Consider the following 21,298-nt stretch of genomic DNA (forward strand, 5'->3'; position numbering starts at 1 on the left):
TTCGGCAGCGGGAAACCAGGGGCGGCTCCCGGTCAGAACGCGATAGAGAGGCCCGCATTCACGCTGTGGCGGGTCGTGTCGCCGAACCTGCCGCCCACCCCGGCGCCATATTCGCCCGAATAGCTGAGGTTCAGCCGGACGCCCTTCGACACCGGCGCGGTCACGCCGAGCGCGAGATGCGCCATGGTGTCGCCACGCTCGGCCGCCAGGGCCGACATCAGGCCGCCGGCGCTCGCCGCGGCATAGGCGGCGGAGGCCCGGCCGTTGTTGCCGCTGAACTGATGGCGGATGCCCGCCTCGGCCCAGGGGGTAACGCCGCCGAGATCGAAGCTGACGCCCAGCGCGGCATCGCCGAACAGCGCGTTGCCGGTATTCCTGACCACCTCCAGCGCAAAGCCCGAACCGCCCTCGGCCAGGTGGTTGCGGCCAGCCTCGACATAAGTGAGGCCGATGCGCGGCGTGATGCGCGCCGAACCCAGCGACACCTGATAGCCCGCCGACATATCGGCGACGAACCCGCCCAGGTCGTACCGCGAAGTGGCGGTGCCGCCCGGGACGGCACGGCGGGTCTTGGCCCGCGACAGGTCATAGGCGACCAGGCCGCGCAGCGCGAGGCCGCCGAGCTCGGCACTGGCCGAGACGCCGACCTGCATGCCCTCCAGCTTGGTGGAAGCGCCCAGGCCCTCCACCGTCTGGCTGGTCGAGAGCGTGCCGACGAACGCATTCACCCGGGCGGCCTCCGAGAAGCCCCAGCCGAACCCGCCGAGCAGGCCGCGGCTGTCGCTGCGCAGGTCGTGCGCACCGGTGCCGGCATTCCCCTGGAGCGCGCCTTCCTGATACAGGCTCTGCGCGAAACCGTAGAAGCCGACATGGCCCTTCCCGCCATTGTCCTGCGCGCGCATCGCATCGACCACGGCCAGGCCGCTCTCGACGCTCGCCTGATCCGCGGCGGCAAAGGCCTCCGGGCTCAGCGCCGCAAAGCTCGCGGCACGCGAGGCGCCGTTGGTCTCGACCAGCGACGGCAGGGCATTGGTGAAGGTCTGCACCATCTGCCCGCCGCCCAGCACCGCATTGGCGTAGCGGATCGAATCGCGCACATTGGCGCCGAACGCGTTGTCGTTCTGGAACTCGCCGACCAGCTGGATGCGGTTGCCGCGCGTCGCCACGAAGCCGAATACCGTCTCCGACTTGTTGATCGTGGTGAAGCCGCCGGTGATGCCGCCCTGCGCCACGACGAGATCGAGCGCGCCGCCCGGCGTGGACTGGAGGATGCCCGTGATATCCAGCGTGGCGCCCGCCTGGATGTTCATGGTGCCCGAGATGTTCAGGCGGTCGCTGCCGGTCGGCGCCATTTCGAGCAGCAGGTTCGAGCCGTTGGTGAACAGCACGTTGCCGTTGACCGTCATCGTGCCCGGCGAAGCGCCCGGCGACAGCGTGCCGCGCACTTCGATATTGGCGTTCACCGTGCCCGCGGTGCCGAACGTCGCGCCGTGGCTGACGACGATGGTCTTGGCCGAGGTGATGGTGGTGCCCGCCTGCCCGATCAGGCGGCCGCCGGTGACCGAGACGGTGTCGTAGCTGATGTTCCCCGTCAGCGAGACCACGCCGCCGGCGACATTGAACGCTTCGAATTCGGAATAGCCCTGGCCGTTCCACGCAGTCGGCGCGGCATAGCTGCCCTGGGTGTTGAACTCGAGCGTGTCATAGCCGGTGCCGCCGCTGGCGGTGCCGGTGATCGCATTGGTGCGGCCGAGAGTCAGACGGTCGTCGCCCGCGCCCAGCGCCACATTGCCCGCCAGCGTGCCCTGCACGTTGAGGTGGTTGGCGCCGTCATTGCCCGCAAGCGCCGGCGTGGTGAGCGTCGCGCCCGCCGTGACCGTCAGCTTGGCGCCGAACAGGTCGACCGTGTCGAACTGCGCGTCGCGATCGATGATCAGTTCGCCGGCATCGCCCGATTCGAGCTGTTCGAAGCCGGTGGCGTTGACGTTGCTCAGCTGGCGGACGGTGTTCGCCGCCTGGTTGAGCACCAGGCGATCGATGCCGTCGCCGCCGTCGATCGCGCCGCTCAGGGTCGCACGGCTGGAAAGCGTGAGGACGTTGTCCGCCGCGCCGAAGCTGATCTGCTCCGCGGAGATCGAGCTCCCCGCCGCGATGGTCAGGTCGCCCTGATCCACCGAGATGGTCTGGTAGCTGCCATTGCCGCTGATCGCCAGGTTGCCGGCGCCGCGCGCCAGAATATCCTCGAAGTTGAGGATCTTGGCGGTGGCCAGCGTCGCAGTCTGGTCGGCCAGCGTGTTGAACACGAGCGCGTCGTGCCCGGCGCCGCCATTGACCGTGCCGAGGATCGAGCCGCCATCGACGATCAGCTGGTTGTCATGCCCGTCGAAGTTGAGCGTCTGGTCGGCGGCGATGGTGCCGCCCAGCGTCAGCGACGCGCCGCCGGCCACGTTGATCGTCTCGAAGCTGGTGATCCCGCCGGCGATCCGCGAGTCGCCCGTCAGGTTGAGATTGAGCACGTCGTTGCCCGCGCCACCGTCGAGCATGCCGGAGAGCGTGCCGTTCAGGAGCATGGTCAGCGAATCGTCGCCACCGCCCAGCGACACACCGCCGGTGAGCGCCGTGTTGAGGATCACCGACTGCGCGCTGTCGTCGCCGATGATGGTGCCGATATGGTGATCGCCCGAGCCCGGGTTGACCGTCAGGTCGGCGCCGTTGCGCAGCGTCACCGTGTCGAAGTCCTGGTTCATCCCGATCGTCAGGCGGGCATTGCCCGAGACGTCGAGCGATTCGAAATTGACGACGTTGGGCAGGTCGCTGGTGTCCTGCGTGATCTCGAAGGCGACGGTGTCGATGCCGGCGCCGCCGTCGATCAGGCCGGTGGCGGTGCCGCCGGCGAGCACGAGACGGTCGTCGCCCGCGCCGAGGTCGATATTGCCCTCGACCACGCCCCCGGCGTTGAGCGTCACGGTGTCGTTGCCGCCGCCCATGCCGATGCCGCCGCCGATCGCTCCCGAGACGGTAACCGATTCCGCCGCGTCCGAACCGGCCAGCGCCGTCGCGCCCTGGGTCTGGAAGCGGGTACCGGCCGCGACCGTCACGTTCGAGCCCGCCATGCTCAGCGTGTCGAGATCGGCGGTGCCGCGGATCGTGATCGAGCCGGTGCCGCGCTGGCTCAGCGTCTCGAAGCCCCGGAACTGATCGAAATTGACCGTGCCCCCGCCATTCACGTCGACGAGCAGCACGTCCGTACCCTCGCCGCCATAGGCGATGCCGGTGAAGATGCCCGAGGCGCCATAGACGAAGGTGTCGTTGCCGTCGCCGAGGCGCAGGTCGCCCTGGAGCGTGCCGTAATTCTCGAACCGGTCGTCACCCTGGCCCAGGTCGACATTGCCGATGATGGTGCCGCCGGCGAGGTTGCGGATCTTGTCGGTGGTATGCATCGTCTGGATGCCGCCGGCGATCACATAGGTCTCGGTCGTGGAGTCGCCCGGCGCGTGGAGATAGACGCCGCCTGCCTCGAAGCCGCTGTCGCCGTGCAGGACCGTGTCCGCGCCGCCGCGGATCATCCCCAGATTGTCGAGTTCGAACAGCCGCAGCGCCGCATCGACGCCGGCGCTGCCATAGCCCTCGTCGTCGAGGCCGGCGACCATCAGCGCGGCCGACACGCCGCCGGTGGCCTCGATCGTGCCGCCGGCCGCGTTGGTCATGCCGACGATGCCGTTGTCGCCGAGCAGGGCCGCGAAGACGCCGGTGGCGATGTCCGGCGACGAGCCGCCGTCGCTGCCGCCGCCATTTGCCGCGATCCGGCCGCTGTTGACCAGCTTGCCGACCAGCACCGGCTGCTGCGGATCGGGGCAGTCCTCGCCGAACGCGGCGCCGCCGAGAGCGGTGAGCAGCAAGCCGGTGCCGCTCCCGCCGGTGGACTCGATGGTGCCGCCATTGGTCACGTCGAACGACCGGGCGCTGATCGAGGCCCCGCTGCCGTGGAGGCTGGCCGCGCCGATCGTGCCGGTGTTGGCGAGCCTGACCAGCCCCCCTTCGCCCTGAAGCTCCATGCCGTTGCCGCCATCGGCCGATGCGGTGATCTGGCCGCTGTTCGTCACATCGATGCTGCGACCGGCCTCGTCGACGCCATAGCTGTAGACTCGAACGCCATGCCCCTCGGTCGAGGCGACCCTGCCGCTGTTGTTCAGCGTGAAGGCGCCGATGCCATAGTCGCGATAGACCGACAGGCCGTTGCCCCGGGCAGTGATCGCGCCGGTATTGGCGAAGCTCGACAGCGCACCATAGGCGAGGACCCCATTCGCCGTGCTGGTGATCGTGCCGTTGTTCACCAGGTCGAGCTGCGCCTCGAAGCGCGGATCGGTGACTTCGATCGCCGCGTTCAGCGTGTCGTCCGCAATGTCGAAATTGGCGTTGTTGATCACCTTGCCGTCGCCGAGCGCACGCAGCCCCCTGGTCTGGGTCGTCGCGGAAGTGACGGTAACTTCGGTCTGCGCGCCGCTCGCCTCGACGCCGTGCATCTCGAAGCCCGCGGGGAGCACGTTGCCCGTAAGATCGAAGGTCCCGTTGCTGGTGAAGGACCGGCCATAGGCGTCGATGCCCGCCCCGCCGCTCACGGTGCCGCTCACGTCGAGCGCCGCGCCGTTGCGGGTGAGCACCGTGTCGTCGCCATTGCCCATGTCGAGGTCGCCGGTGACCTTGCCGCCGTTCGCGACATAGAGATCATTGCCGTTGCCGAGCAGCACATGGCCGGTGATGGTGCCGGCATTCTCGACGATGTCGTCCGCATTGCCGCCCACGATCGCGGCGCCCGCGGTGCCGGCGGCATTGTCCGTCGCGTGACCCTGGATCGTGCCCGCCGCACGATTGACGATGCGGTTGACGCCATAGCCGACCGTCTCGATCGCATTGCCATGGGCGCTGACGATGTCGCCGCTGTTGTAGACCGTCGAATTCTCCATCCGGATGCCGGTGCCCTGCATGCTGACTCGGCCGATGCCCAGATTGCCGCGATCGTTGGTGAACATGCCGTCCCGAAGGTCCACGCCGAGCCCGAAATTGCCGGTCGAGGCGTCCTTCGAATCCTCCCAGATCGAGGCGCGGTTGGTGATCGTGCTGCCATCGGCCTCGAGCAGCACGCCATAGGCATTGCCCATCTTGCGCAGGTTGGAGCTCGCCGAGATCAGCACTTCGGTGCCGGCGCCGGTCTTGAGCGCGGTGCCGCCGGTGATGCCGATATAGCCGCTCTGCGCAAGCAGCTCGACGCGGCGGGCATGGGTCGCGTCGACTGCGATGCCGGCGGTGCCGCCGTTGACGGCGCCGGCGATCACCAGGTCGAGGCCCCGCCCTTCCTCGCCGAACACGCTGCTCGTCGAATCCTTCTCGACGACGATCGACGGACGGTCATAGCCCCCATTGTTGAAATTCATGTCCAGCACGACCCGGCCGTCGCCGGCCACGCGCAGCAATCCGTCATAGCTGTAATGGCCGCCGGTGCCGTCGGCCGGCCCCTGCAGCGTCAGCACCGTGCCCGCGCCCGCGGCCTCGTAGATCGTACCGCCCGAGAAGCCCGCGGCATTCCCCCGCAGCACCGAGAACGCCTGGCTCTCGCCGGCCCGGGCCTGCAGCACGTTGTTGCCGGCGCCCATATCGACAGCCCCGGTCACCAGCCCGCCGGTGTTGACGCTGCCATCCTGACCAAGCCGCCGCAGGTCGACGACCAGCTTGTCGTCGCCATTGCCGGTCGAGACATTGCCCTGCACCGCGCTGCCCTCGGCCAGCCACAGCATGTCCTTGCCCGAACCGCCCAGCACGACGTCGCCCACGATCGTGCCCTTGTTCGCGACCTGCGCGCCATAGGGCGCCTCGCTATACAGCTCGACGGCGGCGCCTGCGCCCGCGCGGATCTCCCCTTCGTTGATCAGCTTGGCAGCGCGATAATATTGCGTGCTGTAGCCGGAGACGGCGGCGTTCTCGCCGGTGGCGACGATCGTGCCGCGGTTCGTCAGACTCGCGCCATATTGCATGCTCACCGCCCGATCGCCGCGGATCACGCCGCCGGTGTCGTTGACGAACTGGGCGGATACGCCCTCCAGGCTCAGCGCGACCCCATTTTCCACCGCGCTGGAGATCGTGCCGCTGTTATAGCCCGAGCCGGACACCGCGACCGCGGTGGACACGAGGCCCTCCGCGTGGATCGACCCGCGGTTGATGAAGCCATGGGCGCTGTCGACGGCATAGCGGCCCGCCGTGCGGATGCCGTAGATCGCCTCGCCGGACAGATTGATGGTGCCGCCCGTGTCGTTGACGAAGCCGGTGAGAAAGTCGTTGGCATCGATCAGCGCGACCGGCGGGCCGCTCTCGGGGGCCGATATGCCGGTGAAGTTAAGCGCGCCGCGATTGATGACGGTCAACGTCCCGCCATTGCCGGACGCATTATATGCCCTGATCTCGAGGCCCGCGTCCGATCCGGCATAGGTAAAGCTGGCCAGGTTGGTGACGACCCCCGGGCCGGACACGCTGAGCGCGCCGGTCAGGTTCTCGGCAGCGATGGTCACGTCGAGGTTGCAGCCGCACAGGTCGAGCCCGTAGCGCTCGAAACCCGTCGGCAGGCTCCCGAAGGCGACCGTCCCCGAACCGGTCATGCGGATGCCGTAGATGTCGATGCCATCGCCGCCGTCGAGCGTGCCGCTCGGCATGCCGGCAACGCCGGTCGCATTGCCTTCGCGCCAGAACTGGTCGTCGCCATCGCCCATCGCGATGTTCCCGGCCACGCTGCCGCCGATGCGCTGGTAGAAGCGATCGCCATATTGGCCGAGCGCGACGCCGCCGTCGATCTGGCCGGCATTCTCGATGACGGCCTGCTCCGTGACCCGGATCGCAGTGTCGCCGGCGCCGCGGATCACGCCGCCGGCGCGATTCCGAAGCTCGAGGTCGGCAGCCGAAATCGCCGGCGCGGCACCGCGCGACTCGATCAGGCCCTGGTTGCGGATGACGCCCTGGGCAACGGCGATGGTCGCTTCGGCAGCCGAGTTGTTCGCAATGGCGCCGCTATTGTCGATGTCGAGATACCGGGCACGGATCGCCGAAACCTCGCCCGCCTCGATCGTGCCGGCATTCGTCCCCTGGATCTCGTTGACGTCCACGCCACCTTCGATACGGCCGGTGCCGCGGTTGCGCATGTCGAGCGCAGCCGAGCGCGCGCGCACCGCCGTGCCGTCGGTCCCGCGCACCAGGCCGCTATTGTCGAGCGCGATGAAGTCGCCGTCGTCATCGCCCTGGCGCAGCGCGTTGCCGCCCGAAAGCGTGCCCGATCTGCCGATCTTCATCTCGAGACCCACCGCGTCCGCGAGCAGGACCGCCGGGCCCTGCGAGAACACGCCACCCTCGACGATCAGCTTGCCGCCGACATCGAAGCGAAGCCCCGGGCCCTCGGTGGTCTGGCTGCCTACGGTAGCGCCGGGCTGCACGGTGACGGTGCCGCCCGCCACGGCCATCACGAAGGGTGCGGACGTGCCCGTGCAGACGACCTGCGCGCCTTCGCCCGCGCACTGGGCGCGCGCCGCCGTCGAGGAAAGAGCGATCGCCAGCGTCGCCGCGCTCACGAACAGCGCGGTGCGGCCCCTGGCACCAGGAAGAATCGAGATACGGGTCGGAAACGCAGTACGCGCCATGATGCTGCTCCAATGCCGGAAGTGCCGGCCCGGATGTGCGCGCCAGCGTGAACAGCAAGGGCAGGTGCCGATGTTCGAAGAGGAGTTCCAACCCTTTAATTGCACAGCGGAATGCAACTTCACGCGGTTGTGCAGTTTTCATCCGGGCATGCCGGCCAGGATGTCCCGGACCAGCAGTTCGGTCATTGCGGCGGCGGAATACTTGCCGTGGCGCGCCGCCACCCGGGCAGCCTGGTGGCGCATGCGATCGTCGCGGGCGGCGCGACGCAGCGCCTCTCGCACCGCGTCCGCACCGGCGGACACGGCCTGCGACCACGCCACGCCGGCAAGGCGCAGCCGATAGGTGAGCAGCAACGATTCCAGCGTATCGGGCAGCAGGAGCTGCGGCACGCCTGCGGCGAGCATCTTCGCCGAGGCTCCATAGCCGCCGCGACCGACATAGAGCGCCGCTTCGCACCCCGCCGCCGCAAGATCGATAGGCGCGGCGCTGAACAGGATGTTGGCAGGCAGCGCCTCGCCGGGCGGGCTCGCCGAATGCCAGAGCACGGGCCAGCCCAATCCGCCGAGCGCCTGCGCCACGATCGCGCTGCCGGGGCGATCGAACGGCAGATAGACGAACGTCCGCGGCCCCTCGCCCCGGGGCCATTCGGGGCGGGCATCGGCCTCGATCCCGATCAGGGGACCATAATAGGAGCCCGTCGCGTCCGGCCCGTAATGGTCGAGCTCGGCCCAGGCCAGCGAATGGAGCGGCGCACCCGCCAGCAACGCGCCGAGTCCGGCGGGCTCGGGCGCGCCGAAATGGCGGCAAACCTCCCGCACCGCCCGGTCCGCCGGCTGCTGGGCCGCCGCCAGCTCGGCAGCGCCATGGCCGGCCCAGGGCTGCAGGCTCGCGCCCGCGTCGTGCGCGCGGGGCGCCACGAAGGTCGGGCCCAGCCTCCGCGCCGGGAGCCCGGCAATATGCGCCGCCAGCAGCGACAGGGGCGCATGCTCCGCCAGCAGCAGGGCCGGCTCCAGGCGTTCGAAGGCATCCAGCCATTGCCGCACCAGCGGAATCGCGCACGCCGCATCGACCAGCCCGCCCGCGGCGATCACCTGGCCATAGGTCAGCGTCTCGCCCCGGGGCGCGGAACCGGCAAAGCGCGGGCCCTGCACCACCAGGTCGAATGCATCGCGCTCAAGCCGCAGCGCCGTCTGCGGCGTACGTGCCGCCAATGTCAGATGGTGCCCGCCTCCGCGCAACGCACGGCTGATCGGCGCGAGCGTCGCGACATGGCCATATCCCAGCCCCAGTTCCCAGGTGGCCAGCAATCGCATGCAATCTCCCGGGCGGACCAGAGCAATCGAGTATCCTAGCCGCGATCGGGCACCGTCGGACAGCCGCCGTTCCTTCCCAGGGGCGTGCAATCCCCGACCCTGTCGCGTGACGGACGGCTTCGGTCGCAGCCGATGCGGCATCGGCGGCCTTGATTGCGCATGGGCACGACCAGCGTTGAGAGGGGGACAGCGATGTTCATTGTCGGGAACAGGGATGCAGAGACTTCGGCGCCCCGCAGCCGGCGCGACAACCGTGCCGCGATCCTGCTCGCCGGCCGCATCCTGTTCGCGCGCCACGGCGTTTCCGGCGTCACCTTCGAGCATGTCGCCCGCGAGGCGCAACTGACGCGCCGGACGATCTACAATCACTTCGCCAATGTGGACGACCTGTTCGCGGGAGTCGTGCACCAGACGCTTCGGCAACTGAAGGCGCAGCTGCCGCCCGCCCCTCCGGCCGAGCGGCAGCTGCACGCCGGGCTCACACGGTTCATGCGGGATTTGCTGGGGTTGTTCGCCAGCCCCGGCTTCTTCGACCTCCACCTGGCATTGGTCCGCCACGGCAATGATCGCCCGGAACTGCGCACTGCCTTCGAGCGCGAGCTTCTCGATCCGCTGAGCGCCCTCCTCGCCGGCTATCTCGGCACGCGGCGCGCCCGCGATTTCCACCAGGATCCGCAGCGCAGCGCGCGGGAGATCGTCGCGATCGTGCTCGGCCTCGCCGAAACCTCGCGGCTGCTTGGCCGCACCGACGAGGAAGCGACCCGACAGGCGCTTCCGCTTATCGGCGCCCTCGCCCAGGCATTCGCGCAGACGCAGCGGAATCAGCTCAGCCGCGTGGCCTAAAGCGCCACGCCGGTTCCCGGCATGTATCGAAGACGGCAACGCCCCCATCGGGATGCGCAGGACCGTGTCGCACGACCGATTCGGCCGTATGCCGCGCCGCTACGCGCTGGCTGGAACTGGAAGAGTCCGCATTGCCGCGGACGGGGGGAATGGTGGAGCCGAGGGGGATCGAACCCCTGACCTTCGCAATGCCATTGCGACGCTCTCCCAGCTGAGCTACGGCCCCAAACCCCGGGAAGACGGGCCCTCTAGAAGGGCTCCGCGGGTCTGGCAAGGACCTTTTTTCGGTCCCTGCCAATTTCCCCGAATTATTGTTCTTCGTCGTCGCCGCCGGTCTCGACGCCCAGGTCGTCGTCGCCGCCCAGATCAACGTCGTCGTCCGCCGAGGGCTCCTCGTCGTCGTCGCCGATGTCCAGATCCTCGTCACCCAGATCGGAATCCTCCGTCTCGGGCTTCTCGGTCTTCACCGCCTCGAAAGGCAGCGGCTGCTTGGACTTGAGGATCGGTTCCGGATCCCAGGCAAACCCGCAGCTGATGCAGGTCACCGGCTCGTCCTTGGTCAGATCATAGAAGCGCGTTCCGCACTTCGGGCACGCGCGCTTCGTGCCCCATTCGGGCTTCACCATGTGTTGCCTCTTCGCCTTTCAAATCTTGGATTTCGGGAACAGGTCCCGGAAAGTGGGAGGCGCCTTGCCATGCTGCAAGGGCGCTGTCAAAGCCGGGCGTCATGTCTGCCTCTCCTCCCCGCCCGCTCGCCATCTCCGCCCGTGGTCCCCTGAAGGGCCGCGTCACCGTTCCCGGCGACAAATCGATCAGCCATCGCGCACTGATGTTCTCGGCGCTCGCCGTCGGCGAAAGCCGGATCGAGGGACTGCTCGAGGGCGAGGACGTGCTGGCCACCGCCGCGGCGATGCGCGCGATGGGCGCGACCATCGCGCGCGGCGACGATGGCGCATGGACGGTCAGCGGCGTCGGCGTCGGCGGCCTGCTCCAGCCCGAGGGCGCGCTCGACATGGGCAATTCGGGCACGTCGACCCGGCTGCTGATGGGCCTGGTCGCCAGCCATCCGATCACGGTGACCTTCACCGGCGACGCCTCACTCTCCAGCCGGCCGATGGGCCGGGCGATCGAGCCGCTGGCCCAGATGGGCGCGGAGATCACCGCCAGCCCGGGCGCCAAGGGGACCGAGACGCTGCCGCTGATGCTGAAGGGGATCAGCCCGGCCGTGCCGATCACCTATACGCTTCCCGTGGCCTCGGCGCAGGTGAAGTCGGCGGTGCTGCTCGCCGGGCTCAACACGCCGGGCATCACCCGGGTGATCGAGCCGGTGCCCACGCGCGATCATAGCGAGCGGATGCTGCGCGGCTTCGGCGCCGAGCTGTCCGCGGAGGACGGCCCCGAGGGCAAGATCATCTCGATCCGCGGCGAGGCGGAACTGAAGCCCCAGCACATCGTCGTCCCGGGCGACCCCTCCTCCGCCGGCTTCTGGATGGTCGCCGCATCGATCGTGCCGGGATCGGACGTCACCATCGCCAATGTCTGCATGAATCCCACCCGCACCGGCCTGATCCAGGCGCTGCGGATGATGGGCGCGTCGATCGAGGCGCTCGCCCCGCGCGAAGTGGGCGGCGAGCCGGTCGCCGACCTGCGCGTGCGCCATGCCCCGCTGAAGGCGATCGAAGTGCCGCCCGAGCTCGCGCCCAGCATGATCGACGAATATCCGATCCTGTTCGTCGCCGCCTCGGTGGCCGAGGGCCGGACGGTGGCGCGCGGCGCGCACGAGCTTCGCGTCAAGGAATCGGACCGGATCGCGACGATGCGCGCGGCACTCGAAGCCAATGGCGTCGTGCTGGAGGAATTCGAGGACGGCCTCGCCATCACCGGCACCGGCGGCACGCCGATCCCGGGCGGCGGCGCCGCGGTCACCAGGCTCGACCACCGCATCGCGATGAGCATGGCGGTCGCCGGCCTCGCCGCCGCGGCGCCCATCGCCATCGACGATGTCGCGCCGGTGCAGACCAGCTACCCCGCCTTTTTCGACGTGCTCGACGGCCTCGTCGCATGAAGCTCGGCCGTCGCGCCTTTCTGGGCGGGATGGCCGCCGGCACTCTGGCCGCCCCGGCCTGGGCCAGGCTGCGCGACGAGATCTTGTTCAAGCCCGACAGGGAGCTGATGGTCCCGGTCGAGGGCGGCAGCGTCTATGTGCGGGTGAACGGCGACCTCAAGGGCCCGCGACCGCCGCTTATCTACGCGCATGGCGGCCCGGGCGGCGATCATTCGGGGCTGCTTCCGCTCACTGCCCTGGCAAGCGAGCGCGCGGTGATCCTGTGGGATCAGCTCGACAGCGGCCGTTCGGACGCGCCGCTCGATCCGAAGAACTGGCGGGTGTCGCGCTTCGTCGACGAGATCGACCGGATTCGCGACGCGCTCGGCATCGCCCGCTGGCACGTCGGCGGCGGCAGCTGGGGCGGCACGCTGGCGATCGAATATGGCGCGCGCCGGCGGCCGGGCACGGCAAGCCTGATCGTCCAGTCGCCGCTGGTCTCGACGAAGAGCTGGATCGCGGATGCCGATCTCCTGCGCTCCCGGATGCCGGCCGATACGCGCGCCACGCTGGAGAAATGCGACACCGCCGCGCCGCCGCCGGCCCAGGCCTGCAATGCGGCGACCTGGGAATTCTATCGTCGCTACGTCATCCGCTCGCAACGCGCCGACGGCGTCGCCGCCTATCGCGCCCGGGCACCGCGCGATGCCGGCGACACGCTCTACAACCGGATGTGGGGCAAGGCCGAGTTCGTCGCGACCGGTACGCTCAGGGACTATGACGGCGAACCCCTGCTCGCGAAGCTGGATGGCCCGCGCACCTTGTTCGTCTGTGGCGAATATGACGAGGCCCGGCCCGAGACGGTGGCGAAGTTCGCCGCGCGCGTGCCCGGCGCAACGTTCAGGGAAGTGACGGGATCGGCGCATTCGATCCTGTCCGATCGCCCCGAAGCCTATCTCGCCCTGCTTCGCGCGTGGATGGCACGCCACGACGGCGCCTGAACGCGGATTTTGCATCCGAATCGCTTGACGGCGCGCGCATGTGCCGCGAACGCTCGGACATATGATCATCGCAGTCGACGGACCGGCAGCCTCGGGTAAGGGCACCATAGCGCGCGCGCTGGCGCAGCATTATGGGCTGCCGCATCTCGATACCGGCCTGCTCTACCGCGCCGTCGCCGCCACGGTGCTGCGCGAGGAACTGGATCCGGCCAGGGAAGCCGACGCGGTCTCCGCCTGCAGCTTCGAGGATTATCTGCTCGACGATCCCTGGCTGCGCTCCGACGAGGTGGGCAGGGCCGCGTCCGTGGTGTCCGCGCACCCGCTGGTGCGCGCCGCACTGCTCAACCGCCAGAAGAAGTTCGCCCGCCAGCCCGGCGGCGCGGTGCTCGACGGGCGTGATATCGGCACCGTCATCGCGCCGGACGCGGACGTGAAGCTCTTCGTCAAGGCGACGCCGATGATCCGCGCCCAGCGCCGTCACCTGGAACTCCGCAAGCACGGCGTGCTCACCAGCCTCGACAAGGTGCTGGCGGACATCCGGGCGCGCGACGAGCGCGATTCCAAGCGCACCGAGGCGCCGATGGCCCAGGCCAGCGACGCCGCACTGCTCGACACCAGCTTCCTTTCGATCGACGCCGCCGTGCAGCGCGCGATCGCGATCGTCGAGAGCAAGACGAACGCGACCCGCGCCTCCGGCTGATACGTCCCTGCTAGATATCGATCTGGATCTCGCCCTCCGCCGGCTGGGTGAAGCCGCGGATGATCTGCAGCATGCCTTCGGTGCCGAACAGCTGATAGAGCGTGAACAGACCCTGGGCGAGATCGCCGTCGAACCGCATCGAGAAGCGCTCGATGCCGCAATCGACCATGTCCACCGGCCCGCCCGAATAGACGAATATCACTTCGTTGAAGGTGCAGTTGCGGAAGACGTTGCCGTCGAGCACGATCTCGACATTCTCGAAACGCTGCTTGTCATATTCCATCTTGATTCCTCGCGACCCGGTCTCGGGCCTCGCACGTCGCATCCCGCGCGCCTCTCTGCAATGCTTGCGGATATGGGCGGATTCGGCTAGAGCGCGCGCGTCCGGCGGACGGGTGTCCGCGGAGGAAGGCGCGGAGGGGTGACTCTCACGCGCCCTTTTCGCTTTGATCGGCGTCTTGTCTTTCCTTCGCTTGCTCCCGCACGACGGATGCCGCGACCGGCGACCGGCCGCCGCGGCGAGTCTGGCCCAAAGACCGTCGGATCCAACCGACTGGCCGGAAACAACATGATTAGGAACTGAAACCCCTATGGCCACTACGGCAAATCCGAGCCGCGACGATTTCGCGGCGCTTCTCGAACAGACTCTCGGTCAGGCTGACGGCTTCGAAGGCCGCGTCGTGATCGGCACCGTCACCGGCATCGAGAACGACCTCGCGGTCATCGACGTCGGCCTCAAGTCCGAAGGCCGCGTGCCGCTGCGCGAATTCGCCGCGCCGGGCCAGAAGGCCGATCTGAAGGTCGGCGACGAAGTCGAAGTCTATGTCGACCGCGTCGAGAACGCCAATGGCGAAGCGATGCTCAGCCGCGACCGCGCCCGCCGCGAAGCCGCCTGGGACAAGCTGGAAGCCGAATTCGCCAAGTCGGCCCGCGTCGAGGGCGTCATCTTCGGCCGCGTCAAGGGCGGCTTCACCGTCGACCTTTCGGGCGCGGTGGCCTTCCTCCCCGGCTCGCAGGTCGACATCCGCCCGGTGCGCGACGTCACCCCGCTGATGGACATCCCGCAGCCCTTCCAGATCCTCAAGATGGACCGCAAGCGCGGCAACATCGTCGTGTCGCGCCGCGCCGTGCTCGAAGAGACCCGCGCCGAGCAGCGTTCGGGCCTCATCCAGAGCCTGGCCGAGGGCCAGATCATCGACGGCGTCGTCAAGAACATCACCGATTACGGTGCGTTCGTCGACCTGGGCGGCATCGACGGCCTGCTGCACGTCACCGATCTGAGCTACAAGCGCGTCAACCACCCGTCCGAGATGCTCAACATCGGCGACACGGTCCGCGTCCAGATCATCCGCATCAACCGCGACACCCAGCGCATCTCGCTCGGCATGAAGCAGCTCGAGAGCGATCCGTGGGATGGCGCCGCGGTGAAGTATCCGGTCGGCGCGAAGCTGTCGGGCCGCGTGACCAACATCACCGAATATGGTGCGTTCGTCGAGCTCGAGCCGGGCATCGAGGGCCTGGTCCACGTCTCGGAGATGAGCTGGACCAAGAAGAACGTGCACCCGGGCAAGATCGTCTCGACCTCGCAGGAAGTCGAAGTCGTGGTGCTCGAGGTGGACGCCGAGAAGCGCCGCATCTCGCTCGGCCTCAAGCAGGCCCAGCAGAACCCGTGGGAGAAGTTCGCGGCCGAGCACCCGGTCGGCACCGAGGTCGAGGGCGAAGTCAAGAACGCCACCGAGTTCGGCCTGTTCATCGGCCTGGACAACGACGTCGACGGCATGGTCCACATGTCGGACATCGCCTGGGGCATCTCGGGTGAGGACGCGCTCAACCTGCACCGCAAGGGCGAAGTGGTTAAGGCCATCGTGCTCGCCGTGGAGTCGGACAAGGAGCGCATCTCGCTCGGCATGAAGCAGCTCGAGCGTGGCGGCGTCGCCGCTGCGGGTTCGACCACTTCGGCCGATCGCCTGAACAAGAACCAAGTCGTCACCGTGACCATCCTCGAAGTCCGCGACGCGGGCCTCGAAGTGCAGGTTGGCGAAGACGGCGCGACCGGCTTCATCAAGCGCACCGACCTCGGCCGCGACCGCGACGAGCAGCGTCCGGAGCGTTTCCAGGTCGGCCAGAAGCTCGATGCGATGGTCACCGGCTTCGACCGTTCGAAGAAGCCGACCTTCTCGGTCAAGGCGATGCAGATCGCCGAGGAGAAGCAGGCGGTGGCGCAGTATGGCTCGTCCGATTCGGGCGCGTCGCTGGGCGACATCCTGGGCGAGGCCCTCAAGGCCCGCAACGAAAAGAACTAAGAACGGCGACGGGGAGCGGCAAAACCGCTCCCCGTTTCGTTTATTCCGGAATATCATGGGTTAATAGCCATCTGCGGGTTGATGCAGGTTGGCGAACAGGGTTAGAGAGCCCATCAGGGATTTGGCGCTCGCGCGGAAGACCGCAGATCCGCGTGCGCAAAGGGAGGGTTGCGGATGATCCGCTCGGAACTGGTTCAGTTGCTGGTGCAGGACAATCCGGGCCTTTCGGTCCGCGAAGTCGAGAAGATCGTGTCGGTCTTCTTCGACGAGATCGTCGGCCGGCTCCAGGAAGATGGTCGCGTGGAGCTGCGCGGCTTCGGCGCCTTCTCCACCCGCGCGCGCGACGCGCGCACCGGCCGCAACCCGCGCACGGGCGAGACGGTCGAAGTGGATGCCAAGCGCGTCCCTTATTTCAAGCCCGGCAAGGAAATGCGCATCAAGCTCAACGTCTGATCGATGCGCACCGCTTGACGCTGGCGACTCCATGCGCTTGCGTGGATGCGTGCGGACGTGGCGGAACCGGTAGACGCCGGAGACTTAAAATCTCTAGCATACAGTCGTATTACACCCTGAAATCATTGAAAAACTGCCGTTTCTGTGTCACTATAATCGTGTGAGGAGCTAACGCACTCCTAACGCAATTAGCGCATTTTCGGAGGCGCGACACATGGCCGAAGCCGTTCACACCATTCTCGCCGGGAAGGTCCAACTCTTTCGCAGGCCGAACAGCCCCAAGTGGCAATGCCGTGCCAGCGTGGGCGGAAAGCAGATTCAGGTCAGCTCACGACTCGACAGCCTCGCGCAAGCGAAGGACTTTGCCGAGGATTGGTACTTGGAATTGCAGGGCAAGAACCGTTGGGGTGGCGGCATCCCGACAGGCCGCACTTTCAGCGCGGCCGCTGACAAGTTTCTCGAAGAGTATGAGGTGATCACGCTCGGCGAGCGCAGCCCGATCTACGTGCAGGCGCACGAGCGACGCATTCGCGTTCACCTCCTCCCCTTCTTCGGGAAGAAGCGTCTCTCGGAAATCACCCCAGGCCTCGTTCAGGAGTATCGCGTCCACCGCATGTCTTCGCGACTCGGCAAGGACGGCGAGCCGGTGCGACCGTCGCGCAGCACCATGCATCAGGAAATCGTGACGCTTCGGCAAATTCTAAAAACTGCCGAACGCCACGGCTGGATCGACCACATTCCCAATCTTGCAGCGCCCTATCGCGCCAACAGCAAGATCAGTCATCGCGGCTGGTTCTCGCCCGAAGAATACAAACAGCTCTACGGCGCGACGCGCGAATGCATCAAAACCGCGCAGCGCAAGAACCACCGCGCTCGCTACGAGCAGTTGCACGATTTCGTGCTGTTCATGGCGAACACAGGCTTGCGGCCCGACGAAGCTTTGCGCCTCGAATTTCGAGACGTGGCGATCGTGACCGATGACGCCACGGGCGAACGCATCCTCGAAATCGAAGTCAGGGGCAAACGCGGCGTCGGCTATTGCAAGAGCATGCCCGGCGCTGTGATGCCGTTCCAGCGCTTGAAGAAGCGCAGCGGCGGCGAACCCACCGAACGGCTATTCCCATACAATCCCCATAAGCTGCTGAATCGCGTGCTGGTCAAGGAAGGGCTTAAGACCGATCGCGATGGCCAAGCGCGCACTGCCTACAGCCTGCGTCACACCTATATCTGCCTGCGCCTGATGGAAGGCGCGGACATCTACCAGATCGCCAAAAACTGCCGAACCAGCGTCGAGATGATCGAAAAATACTATGCCTCACATCTCAAGAACACGCTGGACGCGGCGGCGATCAACGTGAAGCGTGCCAAGCCGAAGAAGGCCTCGCGCCTTCTAGAAGAGGGATGAATCAGCCGGGGCGAACGCACCGGCCATCCCTTGGCGGAACCGCCCCTACCCTCTAAGATGAATCCCGGTTAGCGGGCGTGGCGGAATGGTAGACGCAACGGACTTAAACCAAATTTGAGTGCCCTTCGGGAAATCGGAGGCGTAGAACTGCTCAAAGTCGGGGGAACCTGTGAAATGGCAATCCCGAGCCAAGCCTCGCAAGGGGAAGGTGTAGAGACTAGACGGGCAGCGCCTAAAGCCGCGAACGCGGTCACGGCGAAGGTATAGTCCAGACCACGAACACGCGCGTATGCGCGTGGCGGCGAAAGCCGTAGCTGGTAAGAAAATCCGTAGGGCCTGAGGCCCGTGTCGGTTCGAGTCCGACCGCCCGCACCACCAACCTCAACCACCGAAGCCCACCGCAATGAGCGCCTCCCCCGCCAAAAAACCGATGGCCGATCTTCATCCCCTCGTGATGGAGGCGCTCAGCAAAGCGCCGTTGAATATCTTCGCGCGGTTTTTGCAGGACAAGGTGAACTCGACAGGCTCGACCATTTCGGACGAGGAAGCAGAGGCGCTAGCCGAACACGTCATCAAGAAGCGTTCCGGCACCTTCCGCGTGAAAGACGACGATGAAGACCGCACAATAAACCTCTCTATCACGGCGGACGAAGTGCAGTCGGTCCTGGACGAAATCGACAGCTTCAATCGCGACAAGTTGCCGCAGATCGTCGTGAAAACCGTGCGCTCTTCCGCTCAAATTATTCTCCGCTCGCTCGACAAAGACTGGCCAGCACAGAAGACGCATGATCGCGCGCGTATGGATCAATTCCGCGAGAATCTCGAAGACCGATGGGGCGGCGCATTCGACATCCTGCGGATGATGTACACGATCTCGATCGAGATCGGCGGCGAAGTCGCCAAACGCTGGCAACGCCCCACCAAAACGCAAGGCGCGCTGCGCCACGTCCTCACGCACCTCCACGCTCGTGCCTGCCAAGTTACCAACGAAATCATCTGCCTAATGGAAAACGGACTCGCCGATGGCGCAATGGCGCGTTGGCGAACCCTGCACGAGATCAGAGTTGTTGCCTCGCTTATCGCCGAGCATGGCAACGACCTCGCCATCCGCTACCTCGCCCATGAAGCCATCGAGGCGAAGCGAGCGATGGACCGCTTCATGGTTTGCCACGCAGCGCTGGGATACGCGCCGCTATCCAAGCGGGAGATCAAGGATGTCGAGCGCAGCTACGCTGCCGCACTCCAAGCCTACGGGGACAATTTCGGATCGCAATACGGCTGGGCGGCGCTCCACCTCAGCATGAAGAAGCCGCGCTTCGATGATCTGGAAGCCGCCGCCGGACAGATCGCTATGCGCTCGTACTATCACATGGCGAGCTACAATGTTCACGCATCCACGAAGGGAATCGCCTTTCGGCTTGGATTGTTGGACGATAGCGGCGTCACGGCGCTGGCAGGAGCCAGCAATGCCGGCTTCGTCGATCCCGCTCAGAACACAAGCCAAGCACTGGTTGAGGTCACGAGCCTTCTGCTCACCCGCAATGGCCGATTTGACGAGCTGGTTGAGATGGAAATTCTGATCGCATTGCGCGATCGGCTTCCCAAGGCGCTTGATCGCGCCAATCGCGAATTGGAACGCGCTCACCGGAGACAGTTGAAGGCCGAGCGCACTCGATCAAAACCATAGCTTACGCAGGGAAATCACTGTCCCGATATTTTTCGAACAATGTTGCAGGTGGCACACCAAGCCCCCGCGTAATGGCGAACAACGCCAGCGCCCCCGGATTGCGCTCGCCACGTTCGATTTCACCGACATAGTTGGCGCTGAGTCCGGCGCGGCTCGCCAGTTCTTCCTGCGTCAGATTGGCCTCGCGCCGCAGGCGGCGAAGATTCTGTCCTAGCGCGATGAGATCGGGGTCTTTCTCCACCCGCAGACTGGTCGCCCTGTGGCACAAAATCCTCCACCAACGATAGTTGTGTTTTTGGGGATTCCATTTCTCGCAAACACAACTATCGTTGTGATCGACAGGGGATTGTCGCCGGAGCGATCCGGCAAGTGGAGTGACTACGATGTCCCATGAATCGAACTGGGCGGGCCGGCAGGGCGCGCAGAATCCGTTCCTCACGCAGCAGGATTTCAAATCGCGCGGGCTGTCCGACAGCCAAGCGTCGGAAGCCGCCGCTGCTGCGCAGCGCGCACAGCAATCCGGCACGCGAAAATGAAACGACGCGCCCCGGCGATGCCGGGGCGCGCCTTTGAAGGATCACGACATGAAGATGAATCGATTACGAGGTGCGGCCTGTGCCGCGCTGCTTGCCGCGATGGTGAGCGCTTGCGGGGGCGGCGGTAAAACCGATCTCGCCGGAACGGATGGCGGCGATGAAGGCGCGACGATGAACGCCGCCGCGCCGAACCGGCCCTCCGGTCAGCCGCAAGGCACGGCGGACGCCGAAAGCATCGATTGCAGATCGCTCGCCGCGCCGAGCGGCGCGGACGTTGTGGGCGTCTCGCTCGGTATGCGCGCGGAGGACGCCTATAAGGCGGTCGCCTGTTCCAACCGCGCGTTGCGCGTGACCTACGATGCTGGCGGCTTCCAAGTGCCCGCCATGCCGGACGGCAGCAGGCCGCGCACGATGGTCCTGGGCCAGCGCAGCGGCGAAAAAATAGAAGTCTCGCTCGCCGGGTTGCCGGGGCAGGAAACCGTCGTCGCCATCCGGCGCGAGGTCACCTACGGCCAAGGGCAAGAGCCGCAGATGGCGGCGCTCGCTCAGCAGCTTCGCGGCAAATACGGCGAACTGACCGCCGCCGAAGGCTTCGGCGCGGGCAACTATCACGCGACGCTCATTCGCGAGCAGCCTCGCCAGCCCGGAGAAATCCGCAACCCATGTGAGCCGCCCACGCACGGGCCTATGGAGATTTATCCCTATTGTGGGCCATCGGTCGCCGTGCATGTGGACGCAAACCCGAGCAACCCGCAGCTTGCCGCACATCTGATCGTGTCGTTGTCGGATGGCATGACCGGCATGCGTTTGTTGAACGAATACCGCGCCCATGCGCAAGCGGCGGCGCAACGGCAACAGAACCAAGAGGCTGGTCAGGCGGCGGGGCGCAACCCGACGCTGTAGTCGATAGCGTTGATCTTCGAAGCGGGAGGTTCTGGAATGGCCTCCCGCTTTGTGCATGAGCCATGCGGCTTCTCCCTGTTTCGTGATGGCAAAGGATCGGGCCGCTCAACCCGCCTCGCTTCCGCGCTACGCTTGTGCAGCTCCGGCCCCTTGGCGCTCTGCGAGCGGGGTTTGATCGCCCCCTAAATCTCCTTCGCCCTTGGCCTCACATGAAGCCGCGAAATGGCTCGCGGCAAAGTTAGAAGGAGACCATCCATGACCGTGCAACCCAATCTCTTCCCCCGCAAACCGACCCACCGCCTCTATCGCGTCACCGGCGAAGGCCAATCGGCCATCTGGACCCGCATCGGCGCGGCCTGGCTGACGTGCTCCCCAAAACTCCTCCAGTCATAACTGGAGTCCGGGGTTATCATCGTGCCCTTGTGGGCAGGGT

General features: G+C 66.6%; 16 protein-coding genes and 1 tRNA gene. 11 read left to right on the plus strand and 6 right to left on the minus strand.

What is annotated here, in order from left to right:
- Positions 1-32: 32 nt before the first annotated feature.
- Together BGP17_RS06910 and BGP17_RS06915 are read right to left on the minus strand one after the other, a co-directional pair.
- Positions 33-7,676 carry an autotransporter outer membrane beta-barrel domain-containing protein gene (locus BGP17_RS06910; protein ID WP_286711463.1) on the minus strand — a complete coding sequence of 2,548 codons (7,644 nt, stop codon included), beginning with the start codon at positions 7,674-7,676 and terminating at the stop codon, positions 33-35.
- A gap of 138 nt (positions 7,677-7,814) precedes the next feature.
- Positions 7,815-8,990 (minus strand): glycosyltransferase family protein, encoded by a 1,176-nt coding sequence (locus tag BGP17_RS06915; RefSeq protein ID WP_286711464.1) that lies wholly within the window; start codon positions 8,988-8,990, stop codon positions 7,815-7,817.
- Between the two features lie 192 nt (positions 8,991-9,182).
- Between BGP17_RS06915 and BGP17_RS06920 the strand changes: the two genes are divergently transcribed.
- A complete protein-coding gene (locus BGP17_RS06920) occupies positions 9,183-9,833 on the plus strand; it encodes a TetR/AcrR family transcriptional regulator (RefSeq protein WP_167298031.1) in 651 nt (216 codons plus the stop codon).
- 150 nt (positions 9,834-9,983) lie between these two features.
- Here BGP17_RS06920 and BGP17_RS06925 read toward each other — a convergent pair.
- Together BGP17_RS06925 and BGP17_RS06930 are read right to left on the minus strand one after the other, a co-directional pair.
- Positions 9,984-10,059, minus strand: a tRNA-Ala gene (locus BGP17_RS06925).
- 82 nt (positions 10,060-10,141) lie between these two features.
- Positions 10,142-10,459 (minus strand): TIGR02300 family protein, encoded by a 318-nt coding sequence (locus BGP17_RS06930; protein ID WP_167298030.1) that lies wholly within the window; start codon positions 10,457-10,459, stop codon positions 10,142-10,144.
- 101 nt (positions 10,460-10,560) lie between these two features.
- Here BGP17_RS06930 and aroA point away from each other — a divergent pair, with 101 nt between their 5' ends.
- From aroA to cmk, 3 genes are all read left to right on the plus strand, one after another.
- The gene (gene aroA / locus BGP17_RS06935) at positions 10,561-11,898 is read left to right on the plus strand and encodes a 3-phosphoshikimate 1-carboxyvinyltransferase (RefSeq protein ID WP_286711465.1); all 1,338 of its coding nucleotides are present in this window, start codon (positions 10,561-10,563) and stop codon (positions 11,896-11,898) included.
- The gene (locus tag BGP17_RS06940) at positions 11,895-12,878 is read left to right on the plus strand and encodes a proline iminopeptidase-family hydrolase (RefSeq protein WP_286711466.1); all 984 of its coding nucleotides are present in this window, start codon (positions 11,895-11,897) and stop codon (positions 12,876-12,878) included. Before aroA ends, BGP17_RS06940 begins: the two co-directional genes overlap by 4 nt.
- A 61-nt stretch (positions 12,879-12,939) precedes the next feature.
- Complete coding sequence (cmk, locus tag BGP17_RS06945; RefSeq protein ID WP_167298027.1) at positions 12,940-13,578, plus strand: (d)CMP kinase; 639 nt, start codon at positions 12,940-12,942, stop codon at positions 13,576-13,578.
- A 10-nt stretch (positions 13,579-13,588) separates the two neighbouring features.
- On the opposite strand, the gene BGP17_RS06950 is transcribed toward cmk, so the two are convergent.
- A complete protein-coding gene (locus BGP17_RS06950) occupies positions 13,589-13,861 on the minus strand; it encodes a hypothetical protein (RefSeq protein ID WP_086128735.1) in 273 nt (90 codons plus the stop codon).
- A 307-nt stretch (positions 13,862-14,168) separates the two neighbouring features.
- On the opposite strand from BGP17_RS06950, the gene rpsA reads away from it, so the two are divergent.
- The 4 genes from rpsA to BGP17_RS06970 all read left to right on the plus strand — a co-directional run bounded on the left by rpsA (position 14,169) and on the right by BGP17_RS06970 (position 19,426).
- Positions 14,169-15,881, plus strand: a complete 1,713-nt coding sequence (gene rpsA / locus BGP17_RS06955) for a 30S ribosomal protein S1 (RefSeq protein WP_086128734.1) — start codon at positions 14,169-14,171, stop codon at positions 15,879-15,881.
- A 174-nt stretch (positions 15,882-16,055) separates the two neighbouring features.
- Entirely contained in the window at positions 16,056-16,334 is a 279-nt protein-coding gene (locus BGP17_RS06960; protein WP_116838546.1) for an integration host factor subunit beta, read from the plus strand.
- A gap of 214 nt (positions 16,335-16,548) precedes the next feature.
- A complete protein-coding gene (locus BGP17_RS06965; protein ID WP_286711467.1) occupies positions 16,549-17,739 on the plus strand; it encodes a tyrosine-type recombinase/integrase in 1,191 nt (396 codons plus the stop codon).
- 403 nt (positions 17,740-18,142) lie between these two features.
- Positions 18,143-19,426, plus strand: coding sequence for a DUF5677 domain-containing protein (locus tag BGP17_RS06970; RefSeq protein WP_286711468.1), 1,284 nt, complete (start codon positions 18,143-18,145; stop codon positions 19,424-19,426).
- Between the two features lies 1 nt (position 19,427).
- Here the strand turns inward: BGP17_RS06970 and BGP17_RS06975 are convergent, their stop codons facing one another.
- On the minus strand, positions 19,428-19,667 hold the full coding sequence (locus BGP17_RS06975) for a helix-turn-helix domain-containing protein (protein WP_286711469.1): 240 nt from the start codon (positions 19,665-19,667) through the stop codon (positions 19,428-19,430).
- Between the two features lie 142 nt (positions 19,668-19,809).
- Between BGP17_RS06975 and BGP17_RS06980 the strand changes: the two genes are divergently transcribed.
- The 3 genes from BGP17_RS06980 to BGP17_RS06990 all read left to right on the plus strand — a co-directional run bounded on the left by BGP17_RS06980 (position 19,810) and on the right by BGP17_RS06990 (position 21,258).
- Positions 19,810-19,962, plus strand: a complete 153-nt coding sequence (locus BGP17_RS06980) for a hypothetical protein (protein ID WP_286711470.1) — start codon at positions 19,810-19,812, stop codon at positions 19,960-19,962.
- Between the two features lie 48 nt (positions 19,963-20,010).
- On the plus strand, positions 20,011-20,865 hold the full coding sequence (locus tag BGP17_RS06985) for a hypothetical protein (protein WP_286711471.1): 855 nt from the start codon (positions 20,011-20,013) through the stop codon (positions 20,863-20,865).
- A 255-nt stretch (positions 20,866-21,120) separates the two neighbouring features.
- Positions 21,121-21,258: a hypothetical protein gene (locus BGP17_RS06990; RefSeq protein ID WP_286711472.1), complete on the plus strand. Its 138-nt coding sequence runs from the start codon at positions 21,121-21,123 to the stop codon at positions 21,256-21,258.
- The last annotated feature ends 40 nt before the right edge of the window (positions 21,259-21,298 follow it).

The organism is Sphingomonas sp. 67-41, assembly GCF_001899725.1.
Taxonomy (GTDB): Bacteria; Pseudomonadota; Alphaproteobacteria; order Sphingomonadales; family Sphingomonadaceae; genus Sphingomonas; species Sphingomonas leidyi.